Below are 22,954 nucleotides of genomic sequence, written 5' to 3'. Positions count from 1 at the left end.
TGGCTCAGATTCATTGATATTTTCCTCGCTTTTTTTTACTATAGCATTTTCTGTACTCTTTGAGCGGGAAAGGAGTAGTATGTTGGGTTTCATGAATTCAACCCAACTTTTTTTACAATCACAATTTTATCATTTCCACCATTCTCATGGGATGCTTGTAAAGATAGCGATCGCATCACCAATCATAAAGAGCGATCACTATTTGCTTTTTCTGATAACCATTGGTGACAAGTTAAGACTTAATTGCATTTGTCAATCAGTAATATTACTCAAAAAAACTGCTTTTTTAGGAGTGGAACATTCACGATTTGAGAGGGAGTAGGTATAAATATCACCCTCGGCACGATCGCCCAAATCTCAGTTTTGGGTTCAAAATCCAAGTAAATGTTGAGCATAATTGCTGATTGACAAATGTTTTCTTAGCTTAACTTGTTACCAATGAGCAAGATGTGAGAATTTTGTATATTATATCACTTTTTAACAACATTGTACAAAACTGTACTAAATAAATTTAAACAGAGTAAAAAGCTTCAAAAATTGTGAACAAAATTGAATTTTTTTTATAAAAAATATCCTGATTTCTAAGAACCATAGGAGAAAAATTAAACAGTAAATTCAGGGATTAAACGACAAGCGTTTAATCCCTGTAATAGTGTATTAAGCCGCACATTGACTATTAAGGCATGGTGTAAAGATATGAACTGGATTATTAAGTTCTTAGATCATAATGGAATGCGTCCTATTATTGCTTTGGTTGTGATTATTGGTGCTCTGGCGATTACTCTCAAAAGTGATAAAATTTGTGTAGTGCAATTAGAATACCCCCCAGTTACTTCAAGAGCTGCTGGAACTCAACCCCAAATCATTTTTAGAGACAATCCTGTTTGCTCAAAGTATTTTGAAATAGCAGCATTGGTACTGGGTGGACTTCTGGGATTAACCGCACCAGGTAAATCGAGCAGATATCAGTCGGAAGATGAGGCAGCAAGAGAGAAGCCAACAACATCTGAGAAAAACTAATCACCGAGGGATGATTAATTTATGAGCTGGTAGGTTGGGTTGACGCAATGAAATCCAACCTCTTTTTCCACTCACAATCTTACCCATTTATACAATTTCAATGCGATGATTGCCCTAATAGTGATTGCCCCATCACGCATAAAGAGCGATCGCCCTTCACAGCAAATACCAAACAATCCGATGATTGTACAGAGTGCGATGCTTGAGTTAAACAAAAGATCGATCGCCCTATGGACAAAGATTTCTGCTAAAGTATAGCGCGTACTTAAATCAAACAGCCTACACTTGTGGAAAAAATTCCAAACGAGGCTTTAGTAGTTCGTGGCGGTCGCAATCGTCCTGAAGATATTAAACGCAGCACGGCAACTCACCCCAGCGGCATCACGGGAATTTCTGTAGAATGTGCAGTAGGATTATCTGTAGCAGAGTTAGCACTGACAATCCCTCATGGACAAGTTGGTGTGACGACAGTGGGTGAGGTTCGATCGTCCGAGGGAGATGTCATCCGTACTTCTGGCCGGAGCCCAAATCATGCAACATTAACTGGCTTAACACCAGAAAAAGCAAGTCTGCTGCTGACACCAACGATTCCTAATCCCTCACAACAATCATCCTGAGTTGAGCAAAAATATGAAATATCCCAGAATCTTTGCAGACTTTCATAATGCGGATGAACAAGGTCGCCTTCGCCTCAATTGCGTTGGTACGATTGAAGATTTGAGTCGCCAAAATATTAAGTTGGAAGATGGTCAATTGCTAGCATTGTATGACGAAGAGTTAGAAGTCGATGGCGTAGTGCAATATTCAGAAGAGGAAAGTCTTTGGGTTGCAGTAATTGATTGGAAGCAAATTAGGCAAGTAGAGGATATGCTTGTTCAAGCAACAGTCTAGTGCGATCGCTAGCTAAATGCGGGTATCAAGTAAAAGTTTCATTCCAAAACTTCCCACAGTTCGGCGACAGGAGCAATGAAATCTCCTAATATTTCACCGCTTCCTTTCATTGCACCAAAGGTGGGGCGTGGATCTTGGGTGGTCGCAGGATAAATAATCACTAATGCTTTTCCTTCATGGATGACGGTTAAAGGGGTTTTGGTACGTTCGACCTCTATAAATAGAGCCTGGAGGGTTTGAGGTAATTCAGTAGTAATAATTTGTGCCATTTGTTGATAGTTTACAATCTTATTCTATTTCTACTATGATAATGCGAGGATTAGACGGAAAGCGATGCTTGAATGAAAAAAAAGCGATCGCCCCTCGCACCAAATACCAAACACTGCGATTATTCTACGGAGTGAGATCGCCACTTTCTTATACTCCGAAGGTTTAGGTTTTGCCGATAGTAAACCGGGTCGAGGTCAATAAGGGGCGATCGACACTCGTTATAATCAAAGTATCAATTCTCTACCAGATGCCGCGATGACCATCAAAGAACTCCTCATCCAAGAAATCGATAGCACCCCTGACGAACTGCTCGCAGATATTCTTAGCTTGGTACGATCGCTAAAATCCACTCCAAACCCCCAACTTAATACCTACGAACAACTGCTAGAGCGCATCGACTACCTCGAAGCCATCATCGGCATCCGCAAAGGACTCGAAAGCTTTGATCGAGGAGAAGGTATTCCAGCCGAGAGAGCCATGACAGCGCTACAGCAGCAGTTCAACATCCCTCCTCGTCTATGAGTTATCAAGTCATAATCCAACCACCCGCCTTTCAAGAAATTGAAAACGCCTACCGTTGGATGTGCGATTATCTGAGTGCTGATGCCGCAAATCAGTGGTACTACGACCTCCAAGATGCGATCGCATCCCTGCAACAGTTTCCTTACCGTTGCTCAGTTGCCCCCGAAGCAGCCATCATTAATCGAGAAATTCGACAACTTTGGGTTGGTAAAGGAAGAACCTATCGGATTCTGTTTGTGGTGGAGGGCGATACCATTGCGATATTACATATTCGTCACCGCCGTCAAGCCCCTCTCGATACTGAACCGCCAGAGTAATCGCCTCAAATAGTCAATAAAGAGCGATCGCCCCTCGCACCAAATACCAAACACTGCGATGATTCTACGCATACTGATCGCACATAATCATCATCCCTAATTTGCGATCGACCTCCGGCATCAATTCTCAACAAAGCATCCGGCTGAAATTCGTTATCTGCGTCCAAGCGCACAGTAGCATGGTCGCCCAATTCCACCCCAGCCAACGTAGAATTTGATTGTGTGGTTCGCCGTGACTTCTGAATCTTACCGATGATGCCACAGAAAATATTTTTTCACTCTATTGAGTTAGCGATAAAAATTCAAGCAAACATAGCATCGCGGGGGCGAGTTTGACCGCACTAAACTAGCTCCTTCAAATTCTAACAAATCCGCCCCTTAAACCTTCTGCTTCTTCCTTCGCGTCCTTCGCGTCTTCGCGGTTCATTTCTAACGCAAATACTCAATCCAAGCCGGCAAAACCTCCGGCGAACCGTACCACTTCCCCGGAGAACGAGGCGAATGCCAAACCCCCTCCAACACCAGATTTTCGGCCCCATCCAAAACAGCAGCTTCCACCGGCGTAATTCCATCTCCCCAAGTTTCGCCCTTCCCCACAGTCAATTCGTAACTTTTATAAGCCAGCCAAGTCCCAAAACCGCGCTTGCCAAAAACAGCCTTCCCAGCAGCGCACACGTAGCGCACCTGCGGGTGAAAAGCCCCCGGATAGTGAATTTTGACAAAATCTAGATTTTTGCGCGTCCAGCGCTCTTGAGAGACGTGCGGCGTGCCTAAAGTGATTAAAGTATTCACATAAGGGTGAGCTTCCCACAAACCCGCATCCTCAAGCACGTCGCCGTGAATCGTGTAAGGCTTTTCGCCCAAATAGATGCGAGAAATCCAGCCGCCGGCGGAATGACCGACGAGATTGATCTGGGGAACCCCGTATTGCTGTAACATTTGTTTGACCGTGCGATCGAGCTGTCGCAAAATTGGCACCATCGACCGCCCACCAAAAGTCGGCAACCAATCTCCCTTGCCCAGAGGCACTGTTACTGTTGGAAAACCTCGATCGACCAAAGACTTTTCTAATTCGCGATAGTCGGAAGCAGCAGCAAAATATCCTGGTAAAATCACGGTTGGTAATGGCATTGTCAATTTTAGATTTTAGATTGTAGATTTTAGATTTTGCGGCCGGAGTGCTACGATCTGTTTTTCAAGTTCAAAGACACTTGCCGAAGCATCCTTTGGATTGCTAACATCTGCCGCTCCTTTAACCTTTTGCTTAGGGAATATCTACTTCTATGGCTCGCGAGCCGATTCAAACATGGTATTTTACCCTAGTTGTCGTTCACTTAGAAGACCGTTTTCTACTGGTACAAGAGCGCAAGTACGAGCAGCAGTGGTATCTCCCAGCAGGGCGAGTGGAAAAAGGGGAGACTTTGCTCGAAGCTGCTATGCGTAATACCTTTGAGGAAGCGGGCATTTCCATCATCGTTGAGGGAATTCTCCGGGTAGAGCACACAGTGATGCCTAGGGGCAATGTGCGCCTCCGAGTCATTTTTGTGGCTCGTCCACAAGATAAGACGCCGCCCAAGAGTAAGCCGGATGAGCATACTTTGTGCGCGGGCTGGTATTCTCTCAAGGAATTAGACCAGTTGTCGTTGCGGGGAGAGGAAGTTCGAGAAATGTTTCAATATATGGCAAGCGGCGCTCCAATTTATCCCATCGACTTGCTCACCATCGAGGGAGCTCCTTTTAAAAATTACCGCTATCGCTGGTGAATCCATCGATTTTGGATTTTGGATTTTGGATTGAGTAATTACTTCCACGGATGAATCCGGTTGTGTAACCGAATTGGAAACAGGGGTCGATCCGTTCGCTCGATCGTGTTTAATGAATTAGTGGCGCTCCAGATCCCGAAAAAAGACGGTATAGCAGCGGCGCAGTCTGTTTTCTCCATCGCCCCAGTCCGGCCCGTCTGACGCCCCGCTCACCATTCTCAACAATATCTGAGAAACCGCGTATAGGATTCGGCCAAAGGCAGTAGGCAAGAAAAACAATGGTTTCAGCAATTAACAACGTCCTCACCCTATTGGCGGTTGCTATAACAGCGTTGAACCAGCCCAAAAACCCGGTTTCTCGGCTTGAGTGCTGGATGTGAGGGTCGCGAAATCTTAATAAAAGTCGATCGGGCAATTTCGATACCGACCGTGCTAAAATTATACCTTTGAATTCCCAACCTCTCCTCATTAAAACGAATTCACACTCAATCACAACCACAACAATATAAATTACCAATCCCCCAATCTAAAATCTAACCATCCCCCAATCCCCCAATCTAAAATCTAAAATCTAACCATCTCCTAATCCCCCAATCTAAAATCTAAAATCTAAAATCTAAAATTTAAATGACTGACTCTTCCTCCCTAGCCAACACCCTCTCCGAACCGCTGCGCCAGCCTTTTTGGTGGGCAGCCCTAGCTTCTGTCAGCCTGCACGGAGTCCTCGGAGTAAGCGCCCCGACGCTCTCAAACATATTTTATGGTGGAAATTCCTCAAAAAATATCCCCGGTTCTGTCGGCTTAGTAGAACTAACTCCTGCAGAAGCCGGCCGCCTGCCACAAACCATACCACCGAAACCGTCAAATACGCGATTTACGCCATTTTCGATCGCACCAGTTCCTCTTCGACCAGGGCCAAAGTTAGCTCCGCCCTTGCCCCCCCCACCTGATACCATCAACTTGCCCGCCATGCCGCCGGGAATGCCCCCTCCTGGATTCTTTTCCCCTCTGCCTCCTTCCCCTCTCCCGCCATTCACGGCCCCAATAGCCCCGCCACCTCCCAAGACTCAATCCCCAACAGTCAGAGCCCCCTCCCAGCCAATACCTACTTTCGTCCCACCCGTACCTCCCAGCGGTTTCCTTTTCCCACCCTTACCTGGTAATTTTGATCGCAATATCCCGCCACCACCATCGCTGCCAGAAGCGCCCCCGCTTCCAGGCGGCGGCTCGGAAGACGAAGCAGAGGCGCTCAAAAGGATTATAGCCAGTAGAGGCGGACTCCCACTATTTCCAGACGGAGCTCCAGTCTTTACCCCGGAATTCCCAATTGGCAGGAATGTCGGACCCGATGGAGTACCAAAATTGACTCAAAAAGATCCCAATAAAAGGAATCTCATCGCAGAAACTCCCGAAGAAAGAATCAGGAGGCAACAATTTGAAGAAGGACAGCGACAGCTAGGACAGCCCGGACAACCCGGTTCAAACTCATCCACCGACACAGCGGCACAGCAAACTGCGTTTGTAACTAACTATCGTGCTTTGTTTGACAGATTCCAAAAGGCTTATCCTGACTTGGAAATGACGGGATCGACTCCTGTGAATGTCCCTTATCCCGTAACAGCTTGCTCGCAAAAACTCCAAGGAACTGCTGTTTTTGGAGCAGTTGTCAGCCCTCAAGGCTTGCTCAAGGCCGAGCCACAGCCGATCGTCCCCACGGGTTACGGTATTCTCGATAATGCGGCTAAAATTGCGATTATTAGCCCTTCTCTAACATTTGAAGCAGCCACCACGCACAAGCTTTACCAACTGGCTGTCGAGTTTAAGTACGACGAAAAAGTTTGCAGTGGCATTCCTGTCACCCCAACCAGGCCCAACCCACCAGGTCAGCAGCAGCCAGCGCCCGCCCCCACAGCGCCCAGCAGACCAACAGGCCAGCCGCCCTCCCCAGCGCCTACAGAAGTGAAACCGCAGTTTGAGAAGCCGCCGGCCCCTTCAAACAAACCGCAGCCAGGGGATCAACCGTCGCCGCCCGCACCCAAGCCTGCGGCTCAACCTTCGCCCTCGCCTGAACCGAAGCCAGCCGCGGAACAGTCGCCTTCTCCTCAACCGCAGCCCGCCGAAGAGTCCCCGCAGCCGGAAGCAGCGCCATCTCCTGCCGCCGAAGAGTCTCCGCAGCCGGAAGCAGCGCCATCTCCTGCCGCCGAAGAGTCCCCGCAGCCCGAAGCTGCACCATCTCCGGCCCCGGAAGTGTCGCCATCTCCTGCAGCCGAAGTGTCGCCATCTCCTGCAGCCGAAGTGTCGCCGTCACCATCCCCGGAAGTGTCGCCGTCACCCTCGCCGGAAGCTGCGCCATCTCCTGCGGCTACCGAAAATTAATTGGGCGTCGGTAATTGGTAATCCGGTATGGGAATAGGTAATATCCAATCTGCTTGCTTCACTATTGTGAGTTAGTAGTTAGTAGGGTGCGTTAGCTTGAATATTTGTTGCTTTTCAAACTAATCTGTACTTGCTGACTTACCCTACTTTCTCCACTAAGAATGAAGTAGTTTTTTGTCCGGCAGAGCAAGCTTTGGATGATTGAATTTTTGAGTAAAAAGCTAATTACATATTCCCCTTAACCTCTCAATTGTATTGAACTTTATACATTTGAAATAAGTCGCCGCTTTGCTTTTTTACTACCTTAGCGCCCGCAGCTTTAATCATTTTTTCCCAATCTTCTATTGTCTCTAAAAATACTTCGCCGGCTCTATAAGTTTCCAAAATTGCCCAATCTTCTGCTAAAGGAGCATCAGGGCTGAGGACATCAAAAACAAAATGACCGCCCGGTTTGAGTACCCGCTTTACTTCTCCCATGACAATACTCCAATAGTCTATGGGATAGTAACAGCTAAAGCCTGTAGCGAGGCATAAATCGAACTGAGCCTCCTCGTAATTTAACTGGTGAGCGGGGGCCCATTCTACGCCTTTGAACAGCTTAGAATTGAGCTGAGGGCCGCGAGCGTTTAAGGCGTCTCGCGCTGCGCTGCTGATTTCTTGACCGTAAAAATAGGCTTCCCAATCCCGCCAAGGGTAGATCAGAAAGCTGACTCCGCAGCCTATGTCTAAACAGCGCTGATTTTTTTGAGGTTTGGCAATTTTCCAGAAGGGAGAAACTGTTTTTGCTTGGAGAGTTCCTGCAACTGATTCCAGGAAAATTGGCATTGCTTCGACTTCTTCGGGTAAGGCGAAAGCTTCTCCTCGGTATTCGCGATCGAACCGGGCAGCAACCTGCGATAGTAAAACTTGCCAGCTATCTGATTTGCCTTTGGCAAACCAAGTTTGCTCCTGGCCCGCGACTGGGCGTTCGGACTTTTTAGACATTCTTGAATTACCTTTTAGAAGCTTTGAGAGCTTTTGTAAAGTTTTGGCGGTAAGGCTTATTAAAAATTAACGCGGGCCAGAGCAGGGAGAGCTTCAGGCGATTTGCAAAACTTCGATCGAAGTTAGTGCGATCGAAACCATTCCAAAATTTCCAAATACCGCCACCGTAAGCGATCAGCAATGCCAAGCTAATTAACGTACTCATTTAAAAAACCCCTAAGCAATGGATAGGATTTTGGGTCAGCTAGTCAAAGCGCTACCCTTAATCTATCATTTATCAGACGCCAAGGCGCAGCGATAGCTGTAGTAATTCCACCTTCAGAAAGAGACTGCAAAATCCCCGCTGGCCACAAACTTAAAAATAACACCCCCGAAATAGCTTTCACCGAGCAAGCAAGAAGGGACTTCTGCCAAAAGTCGAGGATTCTGAGGACTTATACCATTTTAGATGGAAGAATTAAAGAATTGGTAATGACTGATGAGAGAAGGGTTCCGAGCACGGGCCTATAGTTGCATTCTGTTTTTTAACTGGTATTGTAAAACTTTATTGACTTTATGGCCATTAATAGCCATTTCTAGTATAGCATAGTCAAAATGACGGTACAACAATGCAGCTAGTTGAAAAGCACATTATCGATCGAACCCACTGGCTATACAAGCAGCTAGATAATTTGTGCTTTCTCTCGAAGAATCTTTTCAACTACGCTAACTACCTAATCAGACAAAAAATTATCATCTCAGGAGAATACCTCGACTATTACAAAATACAGAAACTATGTCAGGGAACGACTGACTATCTAGCATTACCAGCCAAAGTATCTCAGCAAGTATTATTGAGATTAAATGAAAGCTGGCAATCATTTTTTGAAGCTACCAAGGAATATGCCATCCATCCAGAGAAATTCAAAGCCCGACCAAAAATACCCAAGTACAAACACAAAACATTAGGCAGAAATGTCCTGACTTACACCGCTCAATCCATCAGTAAAGAATGGCTCAAGAAAGGAATCATCAATCTCTCGAAAACCCAGATATTTCTGACTACTAAAGTTAGGGTCGTAAATCAAGTCAGAATCGTCCCAAAAACTTACCATTACTCGATGGAGGTAGTTTATGAACCCAAGGATGTAAGTCAATCATCATCAGGTAGAGAAGGGATAGCAGGAATTGATATGGGGCTCAATAATTTAGCGACAATTACATCCAATCAAAAAGGGTGGGTTCCGCTGATAATAAATGGCAAACCCCTCAAATCAATCAATGCTTACTATCACAAAAATAAGACAGTGTTTCAGTCATACTTGAAGGGGGAAAGAAAGACATCAATCAAAATTGAACAATTAACTCACAAGCGGAATGTAAAAGTAGATAATTACCTGCATAATGCAAGTCGATTCATCATCAATCATCTGGTAGCTAACCGAATCGGGACACTGGTGATTGGTAAAAACGATAACTGGAAACAGGGAATAAATCTCGGCAAGCGGAATAATCAGAACTTCGTAGCCATACCTCATGCAAGGTTTATTGAAATGCTAACTTATAAAGCGCAGTTAACAGGAATCGTTGTGAAGGTTATTGAAGAAAGTTACACTTCAAAGTGTTCTTTTTTAGATAATGAACCTTGTGTCAAGCATTCGGAGTATAAAGGTAAACGCATTAAGCGAGGGTTGTTTCGTGCTGGTGACGGCAGACTGATTAATGCGGATGTCAATGGCAGCGCTAACATTGTCAAAAAAGCATTTCCCAACGCTTTTGCCGAGGGAATACAGGGCGTGGTAGTACGTCCGGTGAGGGTCACACCTTACAAAATGGTTGTCCGAGGCAAGTGTAATATTTGCCTATAAAACCTGTAACTATTACCCAACATCCCCTACAAATCCGAGCTCGACCGGGGGATTGGTGCGATGCCGCAAGTTCTAATTCGGTTGAAATCGGTTGCTGTTGGGGGACGGCCAAGCCCAACGGGATTTCACAGACGTGTCACTACTCGAAGATAATTAACTAAGAACTGATAGCTCGCGGCCGACGAATTACAGCAGGCAAACTTTTTCTAGCGGACAATAGCGGTAGAGAGCTTTTTAAGCAAGGAGGATTTTATGCGTGCAGTGCTGATGGCTGGGGGATCGGGAACTAGGCTCAGACCCCTGACGTGCGATTTGCCCAAACCGATGGTGCCGATTCTCAATCGCCCGATCGCAGAACACATTATTAATTTGCTAAAAAGGCATCAGATCACGGAAATTATTGCAACGCTGCACTACCTTCCCGATGTCATGCGTGAATATTTTACTGACGGGGCAGAGTTTGGCGTTCAAATGACTTACGCTGTGGAGGAAGACCAACCGCTGGGTACGGCTGGTTGCGTCAAAAATATTGCTGAACTGCTCGATCGAACTTTTTTGGTCATAAGCGGCGACAGCATTACAGACTTCGACTTAACGGCAGCGATCAAATTTCACCGCAGCAAGCAATCCAAAGCCACGTTAATTTTAACTCGCGTTCCCAACCCGATGGAATTCGGGGTCGTGATTACCGAGGAAAATTACCGCATCAGTCGCTTTCTGGAAAAGCCTTCTAGCAGCGAAATTTTCTCCGATACTATCAATACCGGCATTTATATTTTAGAACCCGAAGTCTTGGATTACTTGCCGGTAAATCAGGAGTGCGACTTCTCGAAAGACTTGTTTCCCCTGCTACTGGAAAAAAACGAGCCGATGTACGGCTACATCGCCGAGGGTTACTGGTGCGATGTCGGCCAGCTAGATGTTTACCGGGAATCTCAGTACGACGCGTTGCGGGGAAAGGTCAAACTGGATTTGAGCTACTACAACGAAGTTCGATCGGGAATTTGGGTAGGTCAGAATACTTTTATTGACGATAGCGCGATCATCGAAGTACCGGCCATGATCGGCAACAATTGCCGAATTGGAGCCCGAGTTAAAATCGATGCCGGTACAGTGATCGGAGATAACGTGACAGTCGGGGCCGACGCCAACCTCAAACGTCCCATCGTCTGGAACGGAGCAATTGTCGGTGAAGACGCGCATCTTAGGGCGTGCGTGATTTGCCGGAGCACGCGCGTAGACAGGCGCGCTCACGTCCTCGAAGGTGCTGTCGTCGGTTCAATGTCCATCGTGGGAGAAGAAGCACAAGTGGGGCCAAGCGTGCGTGTCTGGCCGAGCAAAAATATTGAATCCGGCGCTCTGTTAAATCAAAATTTAATTTGGGGAGAACAAGCTAAGCGGAATTTGTTCGGTCAGCGTGGCGTTCAAGGACTGGCAAATGTGGATGTTACCCCGGAATTTGCAGTGAAATTGGGTGCGGCTTATGGCTCGACTTTGAAACCGGGGACTGCGGTATCGGTTTCTCGTGACCAGCGCAGCATTTCGCGGATGGTTTCGAGGTCTTTGATTGCGGGTTTGATGTCGGTGGGAATTAATGTGGTCAATTTGGAATCGACGGCAATTCCGATCGCGCGCACAGTTTCGTCTACGCTGTCGATTGCTGGCGGCATTCATGTTCGCATTTCACCCGATCGCTCCGACCACATTTTAATTGAATTCTTCGATATCAAAGGCATCAATATTACTAAAGGAGCTGAGAAAAAAATCGAGGGGGCTTATTTTAAGGAAGATTTGCGGCGAGCTCTAATTCCCGAAATTGGAGAGATGACGTACTTTAACCAAGCTCTCGATGTTTACAACCGCATTTTTGAGCGGCAGATGAATGTTGAGGCGATACGCTACAGCAATTCTAAGGTGGTAATCGATTACGTTTACGCGGTTTCTGGAGCAATTTTGCCCCAAATGCTCGCCAAGTTCGGCTGCGATGCGGTTGTTCTCAATGCCAGTCTCAAGCAGACTTCTCTAAGCAACGGAGAACGGGAATATTTGCTCGACCAACTCGGCCGGGTGGTGAAAGCACTCAGCGCTAATTTTGGAGTGCAGGTATCGGCTAACGGCGAACAGCTCATTTTGGTAGATGAGTCTGGCATAGCAATTCGCGGGGAAATGCTGACGGCGTTGATGGTAAATTTAATGCTGACTTCTCATCCCAAAGGTACAGTAGTAGTGCCGGTTCATGCGTCGTCTGCGGTGGAGGCGATCGCCCGACGCTATCAAAGCAAGGTAATCCGCACGAAGGCGAACCCAACTGCTTTGATGGAAGCCGCTAACAGGAACCCGAATGTGGTTTTGGGCGGCAGCGGCCTTATGGGTTTTATTTTCCCGCAATTGCATCCCGGATTTGACGGGATGTTCTGCATTGCTAAAGTGATAGAAATGATGACGATTCAGGAGCGATCGCTCGGACAGATCAAGGCGGAACTTCCCCGCATCACCCACCGCAGTTACAGCGTCCGCTGTCCTTGGACTATCAAGGGTTCGCTGATGCGACATTTAGTAGAAACTCATTCGCCCGATCGTTTAGAATTATTAGATGGAGTGAAGATTTTTAACTACAGCGACGACAATTGGGTATTAGTTTTACCCGATGCTAGTGAACCGACCGTTCATATCTTCGCCAACAGTGAGGATCGAGATTGGGTATCTGAAACGTTGAAGGAGTACCGCGCCCTCGTTCACGATTTTGTCAGTCAAGCCGAGGCGGCGGTTCTCCAAGATAAATTTGGTAACGTGTAATCCGTAATCGGGCATTGGGCATTGGGCATTGGCAATGGGGAATTGGTAATGCGAAAGTAAAAAAATAAAATGCGTTATTTTAAGTTTTACCTTTTTACTTGAAAGTTCATGCCCAATTCCCAATCCCGAAGTCCCTGCGCGGGCCAATTCCCAATTCCCGATGCCCAATTCCCGATGCCCAATTCCCAATTCCCAATTCCCAATTCCCAATTACGCATAGATAACAGATGAATAGCTGCATTTTGATGGCGGAAATAATTCAACAACCGCAACTACGTTATACTCCTGACAATCAACTTCAAATCGCTGAGATGCTGGTGCAGTTTCCTGGCCCAAAACCTGAAGATCCGCCCGAACATTTGAAAGTGATAGGATGGGGAAATTTTGCTCAAGAAATTCACGAGAAATATCACGAGGGCGATCGCGTGATTATTGAGGGACGGCTGAGCATGAATACGATCGAAAGAGATGGTATTAAAGAAAAGCGCGCTGAACTGACAGCTCAAAGGATTTACAGTGTCGGCGCCGATGCAATGAGTTCGGCTCCCCCAACTAGAACCGCCCCGGAACCGGCTCAAATTCGCGACACGGCCCCGGCTAATGTGCCAAGCAATGTAGTTCCTTTAGGCTCGCGGAACCGCAGTTCTAACAGCGCTCCAAGCGGCTCTAACCGCACGTCTAGTTCGGATTGGAACTCGCATCAGTCTTCAAATTCTGAGTCCGATCGCCAGTCGGGTTCGTCTAACGAACCGGAAAATCCCGATTACGATCCGATTCCATTTTAAAAATTAGGGTGCATCACTTTACAACTGGACTGTTCGATTGAAAGTGACGCACCTTAATTTAAGGGCGATTCCCTACGGGATAGCTTCGCACGCGCGTACTTCAGGAAAAAAAGGGCGATCCTCTTCGAGGGCTGCGCTAACGAATTTGGCCCAACTACGAGCTAAATTGCAAATTTTACAGCTCGATCGTCACAATTTTTTTCTTGCTTTTTTCGTCGCGCAGCACGACTGTATTGTAGGGTGATGTATCCGTTCCCAGCGGAATTGGCAGCTTAAAGCTGCTGCTCTTATGCTTAAGTTCGCCTAAATCAATGCTTTTCGTTATATTGCCATCTGTTGCCAGATAAGCGGTAAGTTCGCCTTTATAATCTTCAATCAAAAAGTCTCTGAAGAAAACGACTTCCCCACCCTCGGTATCATCGATAGCAAGGATGACCGTACCGCTAAACGTTGCGCCTTTTTGTTCTTCATCAACCGTCGCCATTTTAATTTCCGAGGGGTCTTGACCGGACATATCTGGCATAAATTTTTTCTCCTGAGTAAAGCGCAATAATTAACAAGAAGCTTACCTGACGCTAGGGGCGATCGCAAAACTCTTAGGACGTATTTCTGCATCGGTCTTGCTTCTATCTAAGGTTAGAGAAGCAGGCGAGGCTGAATTATACCACCAATCCTGTCAATTCTTGAGTCAGTAAGTACAGACCGTTAAAATGCTCTCTATAATACCCAAGTCTCGCAAACACCGCCGCGTTAATTCGATTCGATATTTAGCATCCTTAATGTTGAGTTTTTAAGTGATTGGGTGGAGAATTAAGCCTGATGTTTTTGGTAATTTAAGAGCGATCGCACTGCGATTATTAGCAGTAAGGTTGACAGCGACGCACCCTACACATTCGATCGCACAATTTCCACTGCAAAAACGCGAGCAAACTCAGCGACAAGGATCGATCGCACTTGATCGACCTCAATTCCGGGGATAAACTGCTCTAAACTTCCAACAGGTCGATCGGGAATGCCACAAGGTACAATTTGCCCAAAACCAGCGAGATCCGGACAAACATTTAAAGCAAAACCGTGCATCGTAATCCAGCGGCTGACTTTAATGCCGATCGCACCTACCTTGCACCCATCCACCCAAACCCCAGTCATACCGGGAACCCGCGAACCCTTCAACCCGCAAACTTCCAGCACCCTCAGCAGCACTTCCTCCAACTGTCGCAAATACCAGTGCAAATCTTGTTGGTGACGGCGCAAATTTAAAATCGGATAGCCCACCAATTGGCCCGGACAGTGGTAAGTCACCTCGCCGCCCCGCTCAACTCGGTGCAGTTCCGGGCCAGTTTGACCCGGGTCAAATTTCAGAAATTCCAGCTTTGCTCCCATTCCCAAAGTGTAAACCGGCGGATGTTCCAGCAAAATCAGGACATCTGGCAAATCTGGCTTGTCGCGGCGTTCTTGCACGAGTTTTTGCTGAATTTCCCAAGCTTGGGAGTAGGGCACAAGTCCCCAATCGAGGAGCAAGCAGGGTTGTGCATTTAGTGGTTGATGGATTAGAGGAGAAACCATGCAAAAAATCAATAGTATTTTTACGGAATATTGGCCCAGCTTAAATCAAGAATTGTCAACATATAATAAAAGATTTGGAAGATAAGTGTTTTCCAGAATACATAGTGCTACTGTATAAAATATACCGAAGTTACAGAAGGGAGGGAGCTCTATGAAGCTTGTTATCCAGGGTAAAAATATAGAAATCACCGATGCGATTCGCGAGTACGTCAATCAAAAGGTGGAAAAGGCAGTTAGCCATTTTCAAACTTTGACTACGGAAGTGGACATACATCTATCGGTGGCTCGTAACCCCAGGATCAATCCTAAGCAGACTGCTGAGGTGACAATTTATGCTAACGGCAGCGTGATTCGGGCTGAGGAAAGCACGGAAAGCCTGTATGCAAGCATAGATTTGGTTGCCGACAAGATAGCTCGTCAACTGCGGAAATTTAAGGAAAAACGTCACGACAACAAAATCCAGAGTAGTGCCAAAACGGTTACGGTAGTTGATGAACATCCTGTAGTAGCGGATCTGATTGGCGATCGAACTCCCGAACTTCCTGCTGAGGTGGTACGGACTAAGTATTTTGCTATGCCTCCAATGACTGTGCAACAAGCTTTGGAACAATTGCAGATTATCGATCACGATTTCTATATGTTCCGTAATGCGGAAACAGACGAAATTAACGTACTCTACGAACGCAAGACTCACGGTGGCTATGGAGTTATCCAACCCCGCCACAGCAACGGTAACGGTAATAGCAAAAATGGCAAAAATGCCGAAAGCGCTACATCTGAAAAATCGAGTGTTGCAAAAAGCTAGATAATTGCTGAGTGCTAATTGTTAATGGCTGCAAGCCGTTAGCAAAAAAGGACTAAAGTCCTTACTACGAACCACGAGTTTTTAGTAAGGACTTTAGTCCTTTCTTGGTTTTTTAAGATAATGATTCGTAGTAAGCACTTTGCTGATATTTCCTAGAGAAAATGGATGAACAATTATGCTATTGGAGTTAAGACAATTAAAGATTCAACCGGGTCAGCAATTACTGGTTGAGGATGTTAACTGGCAACAATTTGAAAGTATTTTGGCGGAATTGGGAGAACGTCGTGCTTCCCGACTTTCTTATAGTAACGGACGGTTAGAAATTATGGTGCCTCTGCCCGAACATGAAAAAGCCAAGGAAATTATTGGCGACATGGTAAAAATTTTGTTGGAAACACGACAAATAGCATTTGAGTCGTTGGGTTCGACAACGTTGAAAAATGAACGAATGAGTCAGGCTGTCGAACCGGATACCTGTTTTTACATCCAAAATCAAGCAGCGGTTATCGGTAAAAATCGCCTCGATATGAGTGTTGATCCGCCCCCAGACTTAGCTATAGAAATTGATCTTACCTCTCGCACGCAGTTGGATAATTATCAAATTCTAGGAGTGCCGGAACTTTGGCGATACGCAAGGCGAGGGCTACAAATCAACGTCTTACAAACCGAACAATATATTGAGTCTGATGTTAGTCCCACTTTCCCCAACATTCCGATTGTCGAACTGGTGAATCAGTACACTCAGCAGACTCAAGTTGCTGGTAGAACCCACGCTATTCAAGCTTTTAAAAATTGGGTACGGGAAAACCTCTAATCTGAGAATTTCCGTTCTCACTAAAAACCGTTAGTTCGCAGTCAGGAATTTAGTGTTTTCTTATTTTTGAGATAATGAGGACTTTCGTCCTCACTACCAACAATATATTTAAGCAAATCCATCTAACTTTTGATGGTTTCTAAAGTTTTGAGTGCTTCTGCAACGTGTGCTTTGAAGTCTAACATCGAGTCAAAAATATGCTTGACAACGCCTTCTTTGTCAATGACATAAGTTACTCTACCGGGCATAATCCACAGGGTGGCTGGAACGCCGTACAATTGCCGAACTTTATTCCCCGTATCACTCAGCAGTGTAAAAGGTAACTGATATTTGGTGGCGAATTTCTCGTGAGACTGCTGCGAATCATCGCTAATTCCTATGACTTCTGCACCTGCGTCTTTGAAGACTTCGTAGCTATCTCGAAAAGCGCAAGCTTGAGTCGTGCATCCGGGTGTGTCGTCTTTGGGGTAAAAGTAGACTATGACGTTTTTTTTGCCTTTAAAATCTTTGAGGCTGACTGATGTGCCAGTTTGAGAGGGTAAGGTAAAATCGGGTGCGGTGTCTCCTACTTTGACTGTCATGTTTTTTAACTGAGTAGCTCTGTTTGCGTGAAATTTTAACTTTTGCTATTGTACAGTTTTTTGTGAGCAATATTTCGCAGTTACGATCGCCCGCTGCGACAGCCTCCCTTTTTGCTTTCTCGCACTCAAACAAAAAAAACCTTTTAACAACATCGGAATGATGTCGGCTATTCACAGTTATGCGGATTAATTCTAGAGGCTTTTTTGAACCGCAGATGAACGCTGATTAACGCAGATTGTTATTGAAAATTGGAGGGGCGGCCCTGAATCCTTACCACAAAGTTAGTTGTTATCGGCCTTTAGTTAAATTTTTTAATTCCCGCCAGATTGGAGGAATTTGGCCGGAGTGTGTGCGGGGCTGGGTGAGGATTCCTTGAGTGGGACTGAACAGCAATGATAGTACAAATAATCCCGATGCAACTAAAACTATTGCAGGGCCAGAGGGTAAGTTATAAAAGTAGCTGAGATACATTCCGCTAATGCTGGAAATCACTCCGATTATTGCGCCTAAAATCATTACTTGGTGCAGGCGAGTTACTAGGAGATAGGCGGTACTTGCGGGTGTAATTAATAGGGACAAGACTAGCACTACGCCAACGGCTTTGAGGCTGGCAACTATTGTGAGGGCGATGAGTACCATCAGTCCAAAGTTGAGCAGGTTTACTGGCAAACCTGTTGCTTGCGCTCCTAATGGATCGAATGTGTAAAATAGCAGTTCTTTGTAAAAGAATACTACAACTAATAAGACTACGGCGACTATGACGGCTGTGTCGATCGCATCTTCGGCAGTAACTCCCAGGATGTTACCGAAAAGAAAGTGGTTGAGGTCGATTTTGTTGTCTTTTTGGACGATCGTAATTAGGGTGATGCCGAGGGCGAAGAATGCCGAAAATACGATGCCCATGGCGGCGTCTTCTTTAATTGTCGATCGAGCTTTGATCCAAGCTATGATTACTGTACTCAAAACTCCGGCAATGAACGCGCCGATAAAGATGTTTGCTCCGAGGATAAATGCGATCGCCAATCCGGGCAAAACCGAGTGGCTGATGGCGTCTCCGAGCAAGGCCAGCCGCTGTACCATTAGGTAGCTGCCAACGATCGCGCAGACGATGCCTACGAGAATGGCAATTATGAGCGATCGCTGCATGAATCCGTACTGCAACGGCTCAATTAAGGTTTGTAGCATAAAATTATAACATCACAGTTAACTAATGACTAACAATCAAAGCAACCGGGTTTAATCGGAGATTTATCGTTGCCAAACCCAATATTATCCAAGAAACTAGGTTCAAAAGCGTAACTCGTAGATTAATTACTGCTAGCTAATTAAGCAGCTTGTCCGGCAAAGAACATTACTTGCCCGCCGTAGGCGCGGTAAAGGTTTTCTTTGGTTAGCACTTCTTGGCGGGAACCAGCGGCAATCAATTCTGTATTGAGCAAAATTAAATCATCAAAATTGGTGATTGATTCGCCTAAGTCGTGGTTGACTACTAAGACAATTTTCCCGGCATTTGCTAGCTCGTGGAAGATGTCGAAAATGATATTTTGAGTTTTTTGGTCAACGCCGACAAACGGCTCATCAAAGCAGAAAATAGCAGCTTCTTGGGCTAAGGCTCTAGCTAGAAATACTCGCTGTTGCTGTCCGCCAGAAAGTTGTCCGATCGGTCTGTCTGTGTAAGCACTCATGCCTACTCTTTCTAAAGCATCGGCAGCGGTGCGGCGGCTAGCTGCCGAGAAGCGGCGAAACCATCCGGCTTTTCTGACTCTTCCCATCATCACGACATCCCAAACGGTGGCGGGATAGTTCCAGTCAATTTGCGATCGCTGGGGCACGTAGGCTACTGTTTCGAGTCGATCGGCGATCAATTCTTCGCCCCAGGTAACAGTGCCACGAGTTGCCGGAATTAAGCCCAACATTGCTTTGATTAGCGTGCTTTTGCCGGCACCGTTGGGCCCAATAATACCCGTTAGCCTTCCCGGTTTGACAGAAAGATTGATATCTCTGAGTGCCTCTACCGTGCGGTAGTTTACTGCTAAGTGCTTAACAGTGATAATTTCAGTGTCGGTAGCCGTGTCTTGGAGGTGGCAAACCATTTGAGACCAAGGATTTTCGTTGGGGAAGGCGGCGGTATTCATGGCGGTGAGTCTATCTCCTTTTTATTAAGTTTACTGTAAAAATGAAAAGAATATGAAATCATCGGTAAATAGGAATAATCTGCAACGCACCAGAGGTAGATAATGCGACAGTCCAAGCTGGAAACCCCTCAAACCATAGGTTTTGTGGCGAAAATCTCAAGTAGGTTAAAACTTATATCTTCCACCCTTCTCAATGATCGCGATCGGGGCGGGCTATTGGCCCACCCCACCAGAATATTGAATCATTGGGGAACAGGCATCTTGCCTGTGGTGGAGAAGAGTGCAAAATGTGAGTTAAAACCGACGGCAATTGTGAAGCAACTTGATAAAGGGGAGTTTAGCCGTGAGTGGGGGATTGAAACCGCCGCCCCTGGATTGGACAAGTCCAAGGTATTTTCGATTAGAACTATTGCCTGCGGCATTTTGACTGTGGGTTTATTTAGTTGCGCTCAAACCCAGGGCGATCGCCTCTCTCCAGAGGCAGATGCTAAACCCAAGGTAGTTGCTACAAGCACAATTATTGAGGATTTGACCGATCGAGTAGCGGGCGGCGAAGTTCAGCTAACAGGAATTTTGCAGCCGGGAACCGATCCTCACGTTTACGAACCGGTGCCAAAAGATTCTCAAGCTTTAGAAAAAGCTAACTTAATTTTATATAACGGTTACAATTTGGAACCGGGATTAATTAGAATGATGAATGCCGCCGGAATTAAGGCGCGGAAATTAGCAGTGGGGGAAGTTGTCAAGCCTTTGCTACTGAATAAAGAAGGCAATACCGTACCCGATCCACACGTTTGGGGAAATGTGGAAAATGTAGTTCAAATGGTAGAAGCGATTCGGGATGCACTAATCGAACTGTCACCGGAAGATCGGGAAAAGTTTACGCAGAATGCTGTGAAACTTACTGAAGAGTTAAAACGTTTGGATAGTTGGATCGAACAAGAGATTAAAACAATCCCCGAAAATAAGCGCGAATTAGTAACAACTCACGATGCTTTTCAATATTACAGCCGCGCCTACGGATTGGGAAGTGCGGGCAGTTTGATCGGGATTAGTACGGAGGAACAGCCCAGCGCTCAAACGGTGCAAAAGTTAGTAGAATCCGTGAAAGCTGCGGGAGTTCCTGCTATTTTTGCCGAGACTACAATTAACCCGCAACTGATTAGAACAGTGGCGGAGGAAGCGGGGGTGAAATTGGCAGCGCAGCAACTTTATTCGGATTCGATTGGGGCGCCCGGAAGCGAGGGCGATTCTTATGTGAAAATGATGTCGGCTAATACTCGCGCCATCGTCGAAGCTTTGGGGGGGAAATACACGCCGTTTGAAGTTAGCAAGTAGCAAGTATAGCCTTTCTCGGTAACATGAGGTACTCGACGTGCATAGGGCATAGGGCATAGGGCATACCTCACTACGCTTGAGAACCGCTATATGGTGCGTCAGAATAGTTTTATTTTCTGTGCGGATAGGATGACAGCTAACTGATACCAGTTTCCAACAAGAATGCAACTGTAGGTAATATCTAAACCCCAATAGTCATCATTCATTCCCAATCTAAAATCTAAAATCGTCTGACGCACCTACAAGTTTCAGTTTACCTGTTTCGACAAAATTAAATTAAGCACGTTCAATTCGTTGGAACTTAAAAGATATTTATCTGTGAAAATCTTTTCTCGACTTTGCTCTAAACTGTAGCTTCTAAACACGATAAATGGAAAGTCTTGATACTTGTGCCCGATCGGCATTACACTATCTACAGGGTAGATCGATCGCACATAAGCCGACAAAATATCCCGAAACCGCCTGTCTTCCGGTTCTTCCACCTTATTGTCAGCAAAATACTCCTGCATTTCCTCCCCGCTGACAAAAGCAAATAGCGGTATGGCATAATAGCGATCGAACTGCTGACTCTGCTCTTCAAAATACTGAGTTTTCTCCAAATCGCCGTTGAGAAATTGCAAAAGCTCGATCGCACCTCCTCTTATCGCCGATATTACATTCTCTGGGGACGAATCGCTATCCCTAATTCGATACATTTTTTTCAGCAAGTCATTATCTACACACTTCTGAATTTGTTCGCGTAGCCGCATCTGGTATTTTTCCAGCAAATTTTGCTTAGCTAGAGGCACTACCAACAAACTACCACAAATATGACCACTCTCTAAATTATCATAACTCAGCAAACCATCTAACGGATTGCACTTCTCCAAAAACTTCTTGTTAAAATCATCCCGCATTTCCAGGTAGGAATTGCCCTTGTAACGAGAGTTATCAGAATTTGTCAAAACAAACTCCCCACGACCCAAAAGCTCTTCTAAACTCGTATAAACCTCCTTTAGCAACCTATTTCCTCGGATGCTTTCGCTCTTCAGCGTTTTAATTAGAGAAGCCATCTTGTTACTAAAAGTATCCCCCACCGCAGAAACCGACTTACCACCAATCGGAATCATCAAAAACTTTTCCCTACCTAAATTCCCGTAGCCGACAATTCGCGTCATCACCGCAGTCTTCAGAATTAGCAGTAAATTCAACAAACTCAATTTGCTTTCTTGTAGGGAAAGTTCCGCATCATCAGCATAGTAAACGGCTGTATCAGACACGTAAAAAACCAACTGCTTGTCTTCACCGTCAAGGGTTTTACCATGTTTATCTTCGCCGCGCCCCCGATAAATCACCTGTATCACTTCCATCAGATTTTTCTCAATCTGGAAGCGCGGAATATCTACTAAAATGTGTTTAGTTTTCGGGAAAGATAAGCCGCGACTTCCCGATGCAGTCATAAAGATTACCTTAGCTGTATCTTTGCACTCCTGTATTTTTGCTTTCTCCTCTTCCGAGATATTCGCGTGAATTTCCAGATAATCTTCAAACTGATTAAATTCTCGTTGTTTTTGAATTTTATCAATCAATTCTGCCAATCTTCGCTTATTCTGAATATAGACTATAATTTGTTCGACACCAGGTTCCACCAATCGCTGATTGATATCCTGAATTATTTCAGACTGTACCCGTTTTACTAAATCATTATCCTCCTTTAAAGACGCATTTTCATTGTATTTAACAGTTTCTACAAATACCTTATAAGTTATCTCTAAACTGCTCGCAGGATAGGAATTTGCATTGATAACTTTAGCCGCTAACCGTTTAAATTCAAAGGGTATGACTTGCAAAGGCGGGATTTTATGAGCATTTTTATCTACATTTTTGAAATAAATTTTATCCGGTTCCGGCGAGGTATCGCTTAAGTGCTGTTTGATGACATCGGGGTCAACAATCGAAGCATCTGCTACAATAATTTTAGTATTAAAACCGTGCCGCTTATCCGCCAACTCATAATCTTGGACAATTTCCGTAATTCCTGACAAAAACTCCACACCCCCATCGTCTCCTGTGACTTCATCTATCATGATAAGTAGCTAGACAAAATTAATTACATAGTTTTCTCCAAATTCTTTCAGGATTTTTTCCACAGAGGTAACAAAAG

At 45.5% G+C, this 22,954-nt stretch carries 25 protein-coding genes; 13 read left to right on the top strand and 12 right to left on the bottom strand.

The genetic code is table 11. The features are described from left to right. Positions 1-696: 696 nt before the first annotated feature. The 3 genes from QUA36_RS28160 to QUA36_RS28150 all read left to right on the top strand — a co-directional run bounded on the left by QUA36_RS28160 (position 697) and on the right by QUA36_RS28150 (position 1,911). Positions 697-1,020 carry a hypothetical protein gene (locus QUA36_RS28160; RefSeq protein WP_333459815.1) on the top strand — a complete coding sequence of 108 codons (324 nt, stop codon included), beginning with the start codon at positions 697-699 and terminating at the stop codon, positions 1,018-1,020. Between the two features lie 287 nt (positions 1,021-1,307). Further along, positions 1,308-1,637 carry a flavoredoxin gene (locus QUA36_RS28155; protein ID WP_333459814.1) on the top strand — a complete coding sequence of 110 codons (330 nt, stop codon included), beginning with the start codon at positions 1,308-1,310 and terminating at the stop codon, positions 1,635-1,637. Between the two features lie 13 nt (positions 1,638-1,650). Continuing rightward, positions 1,651-1,911, top strand: coding sequence for a hypothetical protein (locus QUA36_RS28150; RefSeq protein ID WP_333218003.1), 261 nt, complete (start codon positions 1,651-1,653; stop codon positions 1,909-1,911). A gap of 38 nt (positions 1,912-1,949) precedes the next feature. Here the strand turns inward: QUA36_RS28150 and QUA36_RS28145 are convergent, their stop codons facing one another. Beyond that, entirely contained in the window at positions 1,950-2,180 is a 231-nt protein-coding gene (locus tag QUA36_RS28145; protein WP_333208841.1) for a type II toxin-antitoxin system Phd/YefM family antitoxin, read from the bottom strand. A 256-nt stretch (positions 2,181-2,436) separates the two neighbouring features. On the opposite strand from QUA36_RS28145, the gene QUA36_RS28140 reads away from it, so the two are divergent. After that, entirely contained in the window at positions 2,437-2,703 is a 267-nt protein-coding gene (locus QUA36_RS28140; RefSeq protein WP_333162363.1) for a hypothetical protein, read from the top strand. Further along, the gene (locus QUA36_RS28135; RefSeq protein WP_333459813.1) at positions 2,700-3,020 is read left to right on the top strand and encodes a type II toxin-antitoxin system RelE/ParE family toxin; all 321 of its coding nucleotides are present in this window, start codon (positions 2,700-2,702) and stop codon (positions 3,018-3,020) included. Before QUA36_RS28140 ends, QUA36_RS28135 begins: the two co-directional genes overlap by 4 nt. Before the next feature lie 5 nt (positions 3,021-3,025). Here the strand turns inward: QUA36_RS28135 and QUA36_RS28130 are convergent, their stop codons facing one another. Next, positions 3,026-3,226 (bottom strand): hypothetical protein, encoded by a 201-nt coding sequence (locus tag QUA36_RS28130; protein ID WP_333459812.1) that lies wholly within the window; start codon positions 3,224-3,226, stop codon positions 3,026-3,028. A gap of 223 nt (positions 3,227-3,449) precedes the next feature. Next, positions 3,450-4,151: an alpha/beta fold hydrolase gene (locus QUA36_RS28125; RefSeq protein WP_333203674.1), complete on the bottom strand. Its 702-nt coding sequence runs from the start codon at positions 4,149-4,151 to the stop codon at positions 3,450-3,452. 152 nt (positions 4,152-4,303) lie between these two features. Between QUA36_RS28125 and QUA36_RS28120 the strand changes: the two genes are divergently transcribed. Together QUA36_RS28120 and QUA36_RS28115 are read left to right on the top strand one after the other, a co-directional pair. Then, the gene (locus QUA36_RS28120; protein WP_333053933.1) at positions 4,304-4,783 is read left to right on the top strand and encodes an NUDIX domain-containing protein; all 480 of its coding nucleotides are present in this window, start codon (positions 4,304-4,306) and stop codon (positions 4,781-4,783) included. A 627-nt stretch (positions 4,784-5,410) separates the two neighbouring features. Next, entirely contained in the window at positions 5,411-7,159 is a 1,749-nt protein-coding gene (locus tag QUA36_RS28115) for a hypothetical protein (protein WP_333363830.1), read from the top strand. 246 nt (positions 7,160-7,405) lie between these two features. On the opposite strand, the gene QUA36_RS28110 is transcribed toward QUA36_RS28115, so the two are convergent. Both QUA36_RS28110 and QUA36_RS28105 read right to left on the bottom strand, forming a co-directional pair. After that, a complete protein-coding gene (locus tag QUA36_RS28110; RefSeq protein WP_333162374.1) occupies positions 7,406-8,143 on the bottom strand; it encodes a methyltransferase domain-containing protein in 738 nt (245 codons plus the stop codon). A 7-nt stretch (positions 8,144-8,150) separates the two neighbouring features. After that, the gene (locus tag QUA36_RS28105; protein WP_333030091.1) at positions 8,151-8,348 is read right to left on the bottom strand and encodes a hypothetical protein; all 198 of its coding nucleotides are present in this window, start codon (positions 8,346-8,348) and stop codon (positions 8,151-8,153) included. A 403-nt stretch (positions 8,349-8,751) separates the two neighbouring features. Between QUA36_RS28105 and QUA36_RS28100 the strand changes: the two genes are divergently transcribed. Then, on the top strand, positions 8,752-9,990 hold the full coding sequence (locus tag QUA36_RS28100) for a transposase (protein ID WP_333459811.1): 1,239 nt from the start codon (positions 8,752-8,754) through the stop codon (positions 9,988-9,990). Positions 9,991-10,242: 252 nt separating this feature from the next. After that, positions 10,243-12,786 carry a mannose-1-phosphate guanyltransferase gene (locus tag QUA36_RS28095; protein WP_333459810.1) on the top strand — a complete coding sequence of 848 codons (2,544 nt, stop codon included), beginning with the start codon at positions 10,243-10,245 and terminating at the stop codon, positions 12,784-12,786. Between the two features lie 86 nt (positions 12,787-12,872). On the opposite strand, the gene QUA36_RS28090 is transcribed toward QUA36_RS28095, so the two are convergent. Beyond that, a complete protein-coding gene (locus QUA36_RS28090) occupies positions 12,873-13,004 on the bottom strand; it encodes a hypothetical protein (protein ID WP_333162380.1) in 132 nt (43 codons plus the stop codon). Positions 13,005-13,013: 9 nt separating this feature from the next. On the opposite strand from QUA36_RS28090, the gene QUA36_RS28085 reads away from it, so the two are divergent. Beyond that, positions 13,014-13,571 carry a single-stranded DNA-binding protein gene (locus tag QUA36_RS28085; protein ID WP_333459809.1) on the top strand — a complete coding sequence of 186 codons (558 nt, stop codon included), beginning with the start codon at positions 13,014-13,016 and terminating at the stop codon, positions 13,569-13,571. 175 nt (positions 13,572-13,746) lie between these two features. On the opposite strand, the gene QUA36_RS28080 is transcribed toward QUA36_RS28085, so the two are convergent. Continuing rightward, positions 13,747-14,094 carry a hypothetical protein gene (locus QUA36_RS28080; protein ID WP_333162383.1) on the bottom strand — a complete coding sequence of 116 codons (348 nt, stop codon included), beginning with the start codon at positions 14,092-14,094 and terminating at the stop codon, positions 13,747-13,749. A gap of 362 nt (positions 14,095-14,456) precedes the next feature. Beyond that, positions 14,457-15,137: a lipoyl(octanoyl) transferase LipB gene (gene lipB, locus QUA36_RS28075; RefSeq protein ID WP_333459808.1), complete on the bottom strand. Its 681-nt coding sequence runs from the start codon at positions 15,135-15,137 to the stop codon at positions 14,457-14,459. 151 nt (positions 15,138-15,288) lie between these two features. On the opposite strand from lipB, the gene hpf reads away from it, so the two are divergent. Both hpf and QUA36_RS28065 read left to right on the top strand, forming a co-directional pair. Then, a complete protein-coding gene (gene hpf, locus QUA36_RS28070) occupies positions 15,289-15,942 on the top strand; it encodes a ribosome hibernation-promoting factor, HPF/YfiA family (RefSeq protein WP_333459807.1) in 654 nt (217 codons plus the stop codon). A gap of 175 nt (positions 15,943-16,117) precedes the next feature. After that, positions 16,118-16,756 carry a Uma2 family endonuclease gene (locus tag QUA36_RS28065; protein ID WP_333162388.1) on the top strand — a complete coding sequence of 213 codons (639 nt, stop codon included), beginning with the start codon at positions 16,118-16,120 and terminating at the stop codon, positions 16,754-16,756. Between the two features lie 122 nt (positions 16,757-16,878). On the opposite strand, the gene QUA36_RS28060 is transcribed toward QUA36_RS28065, so the two are convergent. The 3 genes from QUA36_RS28060 to QUA36_RS28050 all read right to left on the bottom strand — a co-directional run bounded on the left by QUA36_RS28060 (position 16,879) and on the right by QUA36_RS28050 (position 19,431). Further along, positions 16,879-17,337: a peroxiredoxin gene (locus QUA36_RS28060; RefSeq protein WP_333162390.1), complete on the bottom strand. Its 459-nt coding sequence runs from the start codon at positions 17,335-17,337 to the stop codon at positions 16,879-16,881. A gap of 289 nt (positions 17,338-17,626) precedes the next feature. Continuing rightward, positions 17,627-18,523, bottom strand: coding sequence for a metal ABC transporter permease (locus tag QUA36_RS28055; protein WP_333162392.1), 897 nt, complete (start codon positions 18,521-18,523; stop codon positions 17,627-17,629). Positions 18,524-18,663: 140 nt separating this feature from the next. Next, positions 18,664-19,431, bottom strand: a complete 768-nt coding sequence (locus QUA36_RS28050) for a metal ABC transporter ATP-binding protein (protein ID WP_445301462.1) — start codon at positions 19,429-19,431, stop codon at positions 18,664-18,666. A 144-nt stretch (positions 19,432-19,575) separates the two neighbouring features. On the opposite strand from QUA36_RS28050, the gene QUA36_RS28045 reads away from it, so the two are divergent. Next, the gene (locus QUA36_RS28045; protein WP_445301461.1) at positions 19,576-20,811 is read left to right on the top strand and encodes a metal ABC transporter substrate-binding protein; all 1,236 of its coding nucleotides are present in this window, start codon (positions 19,576-19,578) and stop codon (positions 20,809-20,811) included. Positions 20,812-21,059: 248 nt separating this feature from the next. Here the strand turns inward: QUA36_RS28045 and QUA36_RS28040 are convergent, their stop codons facing one another. After that, complete coding sequence (locus QUA36_RS28040) at positions 21,060-22,877, bottom strand: helicase-related protein (RefSeq protein ID WP_333459805.1); 1,818 nt, start codon at positions 22,875-22,877, stop codon at positions 21,060-21,062. Positions 22,878-22,954: the final 77 nt, after the last annotated feature.

It is taken from the genome of Microcoleus sp. Pol10D4 (genome assembly GCF_036701555.1).
Lineage (GTDB): Bacteria > Cyanobacteriota > Cyanobacteriia > Cyanobacteriales > Microcoleaceae > Microcoleus.
The sequence above is the reverse complement of the archived record's forward strand: the minus strand, read 5'-3'. Positions and strand labels throughout refer to the sequence as shown.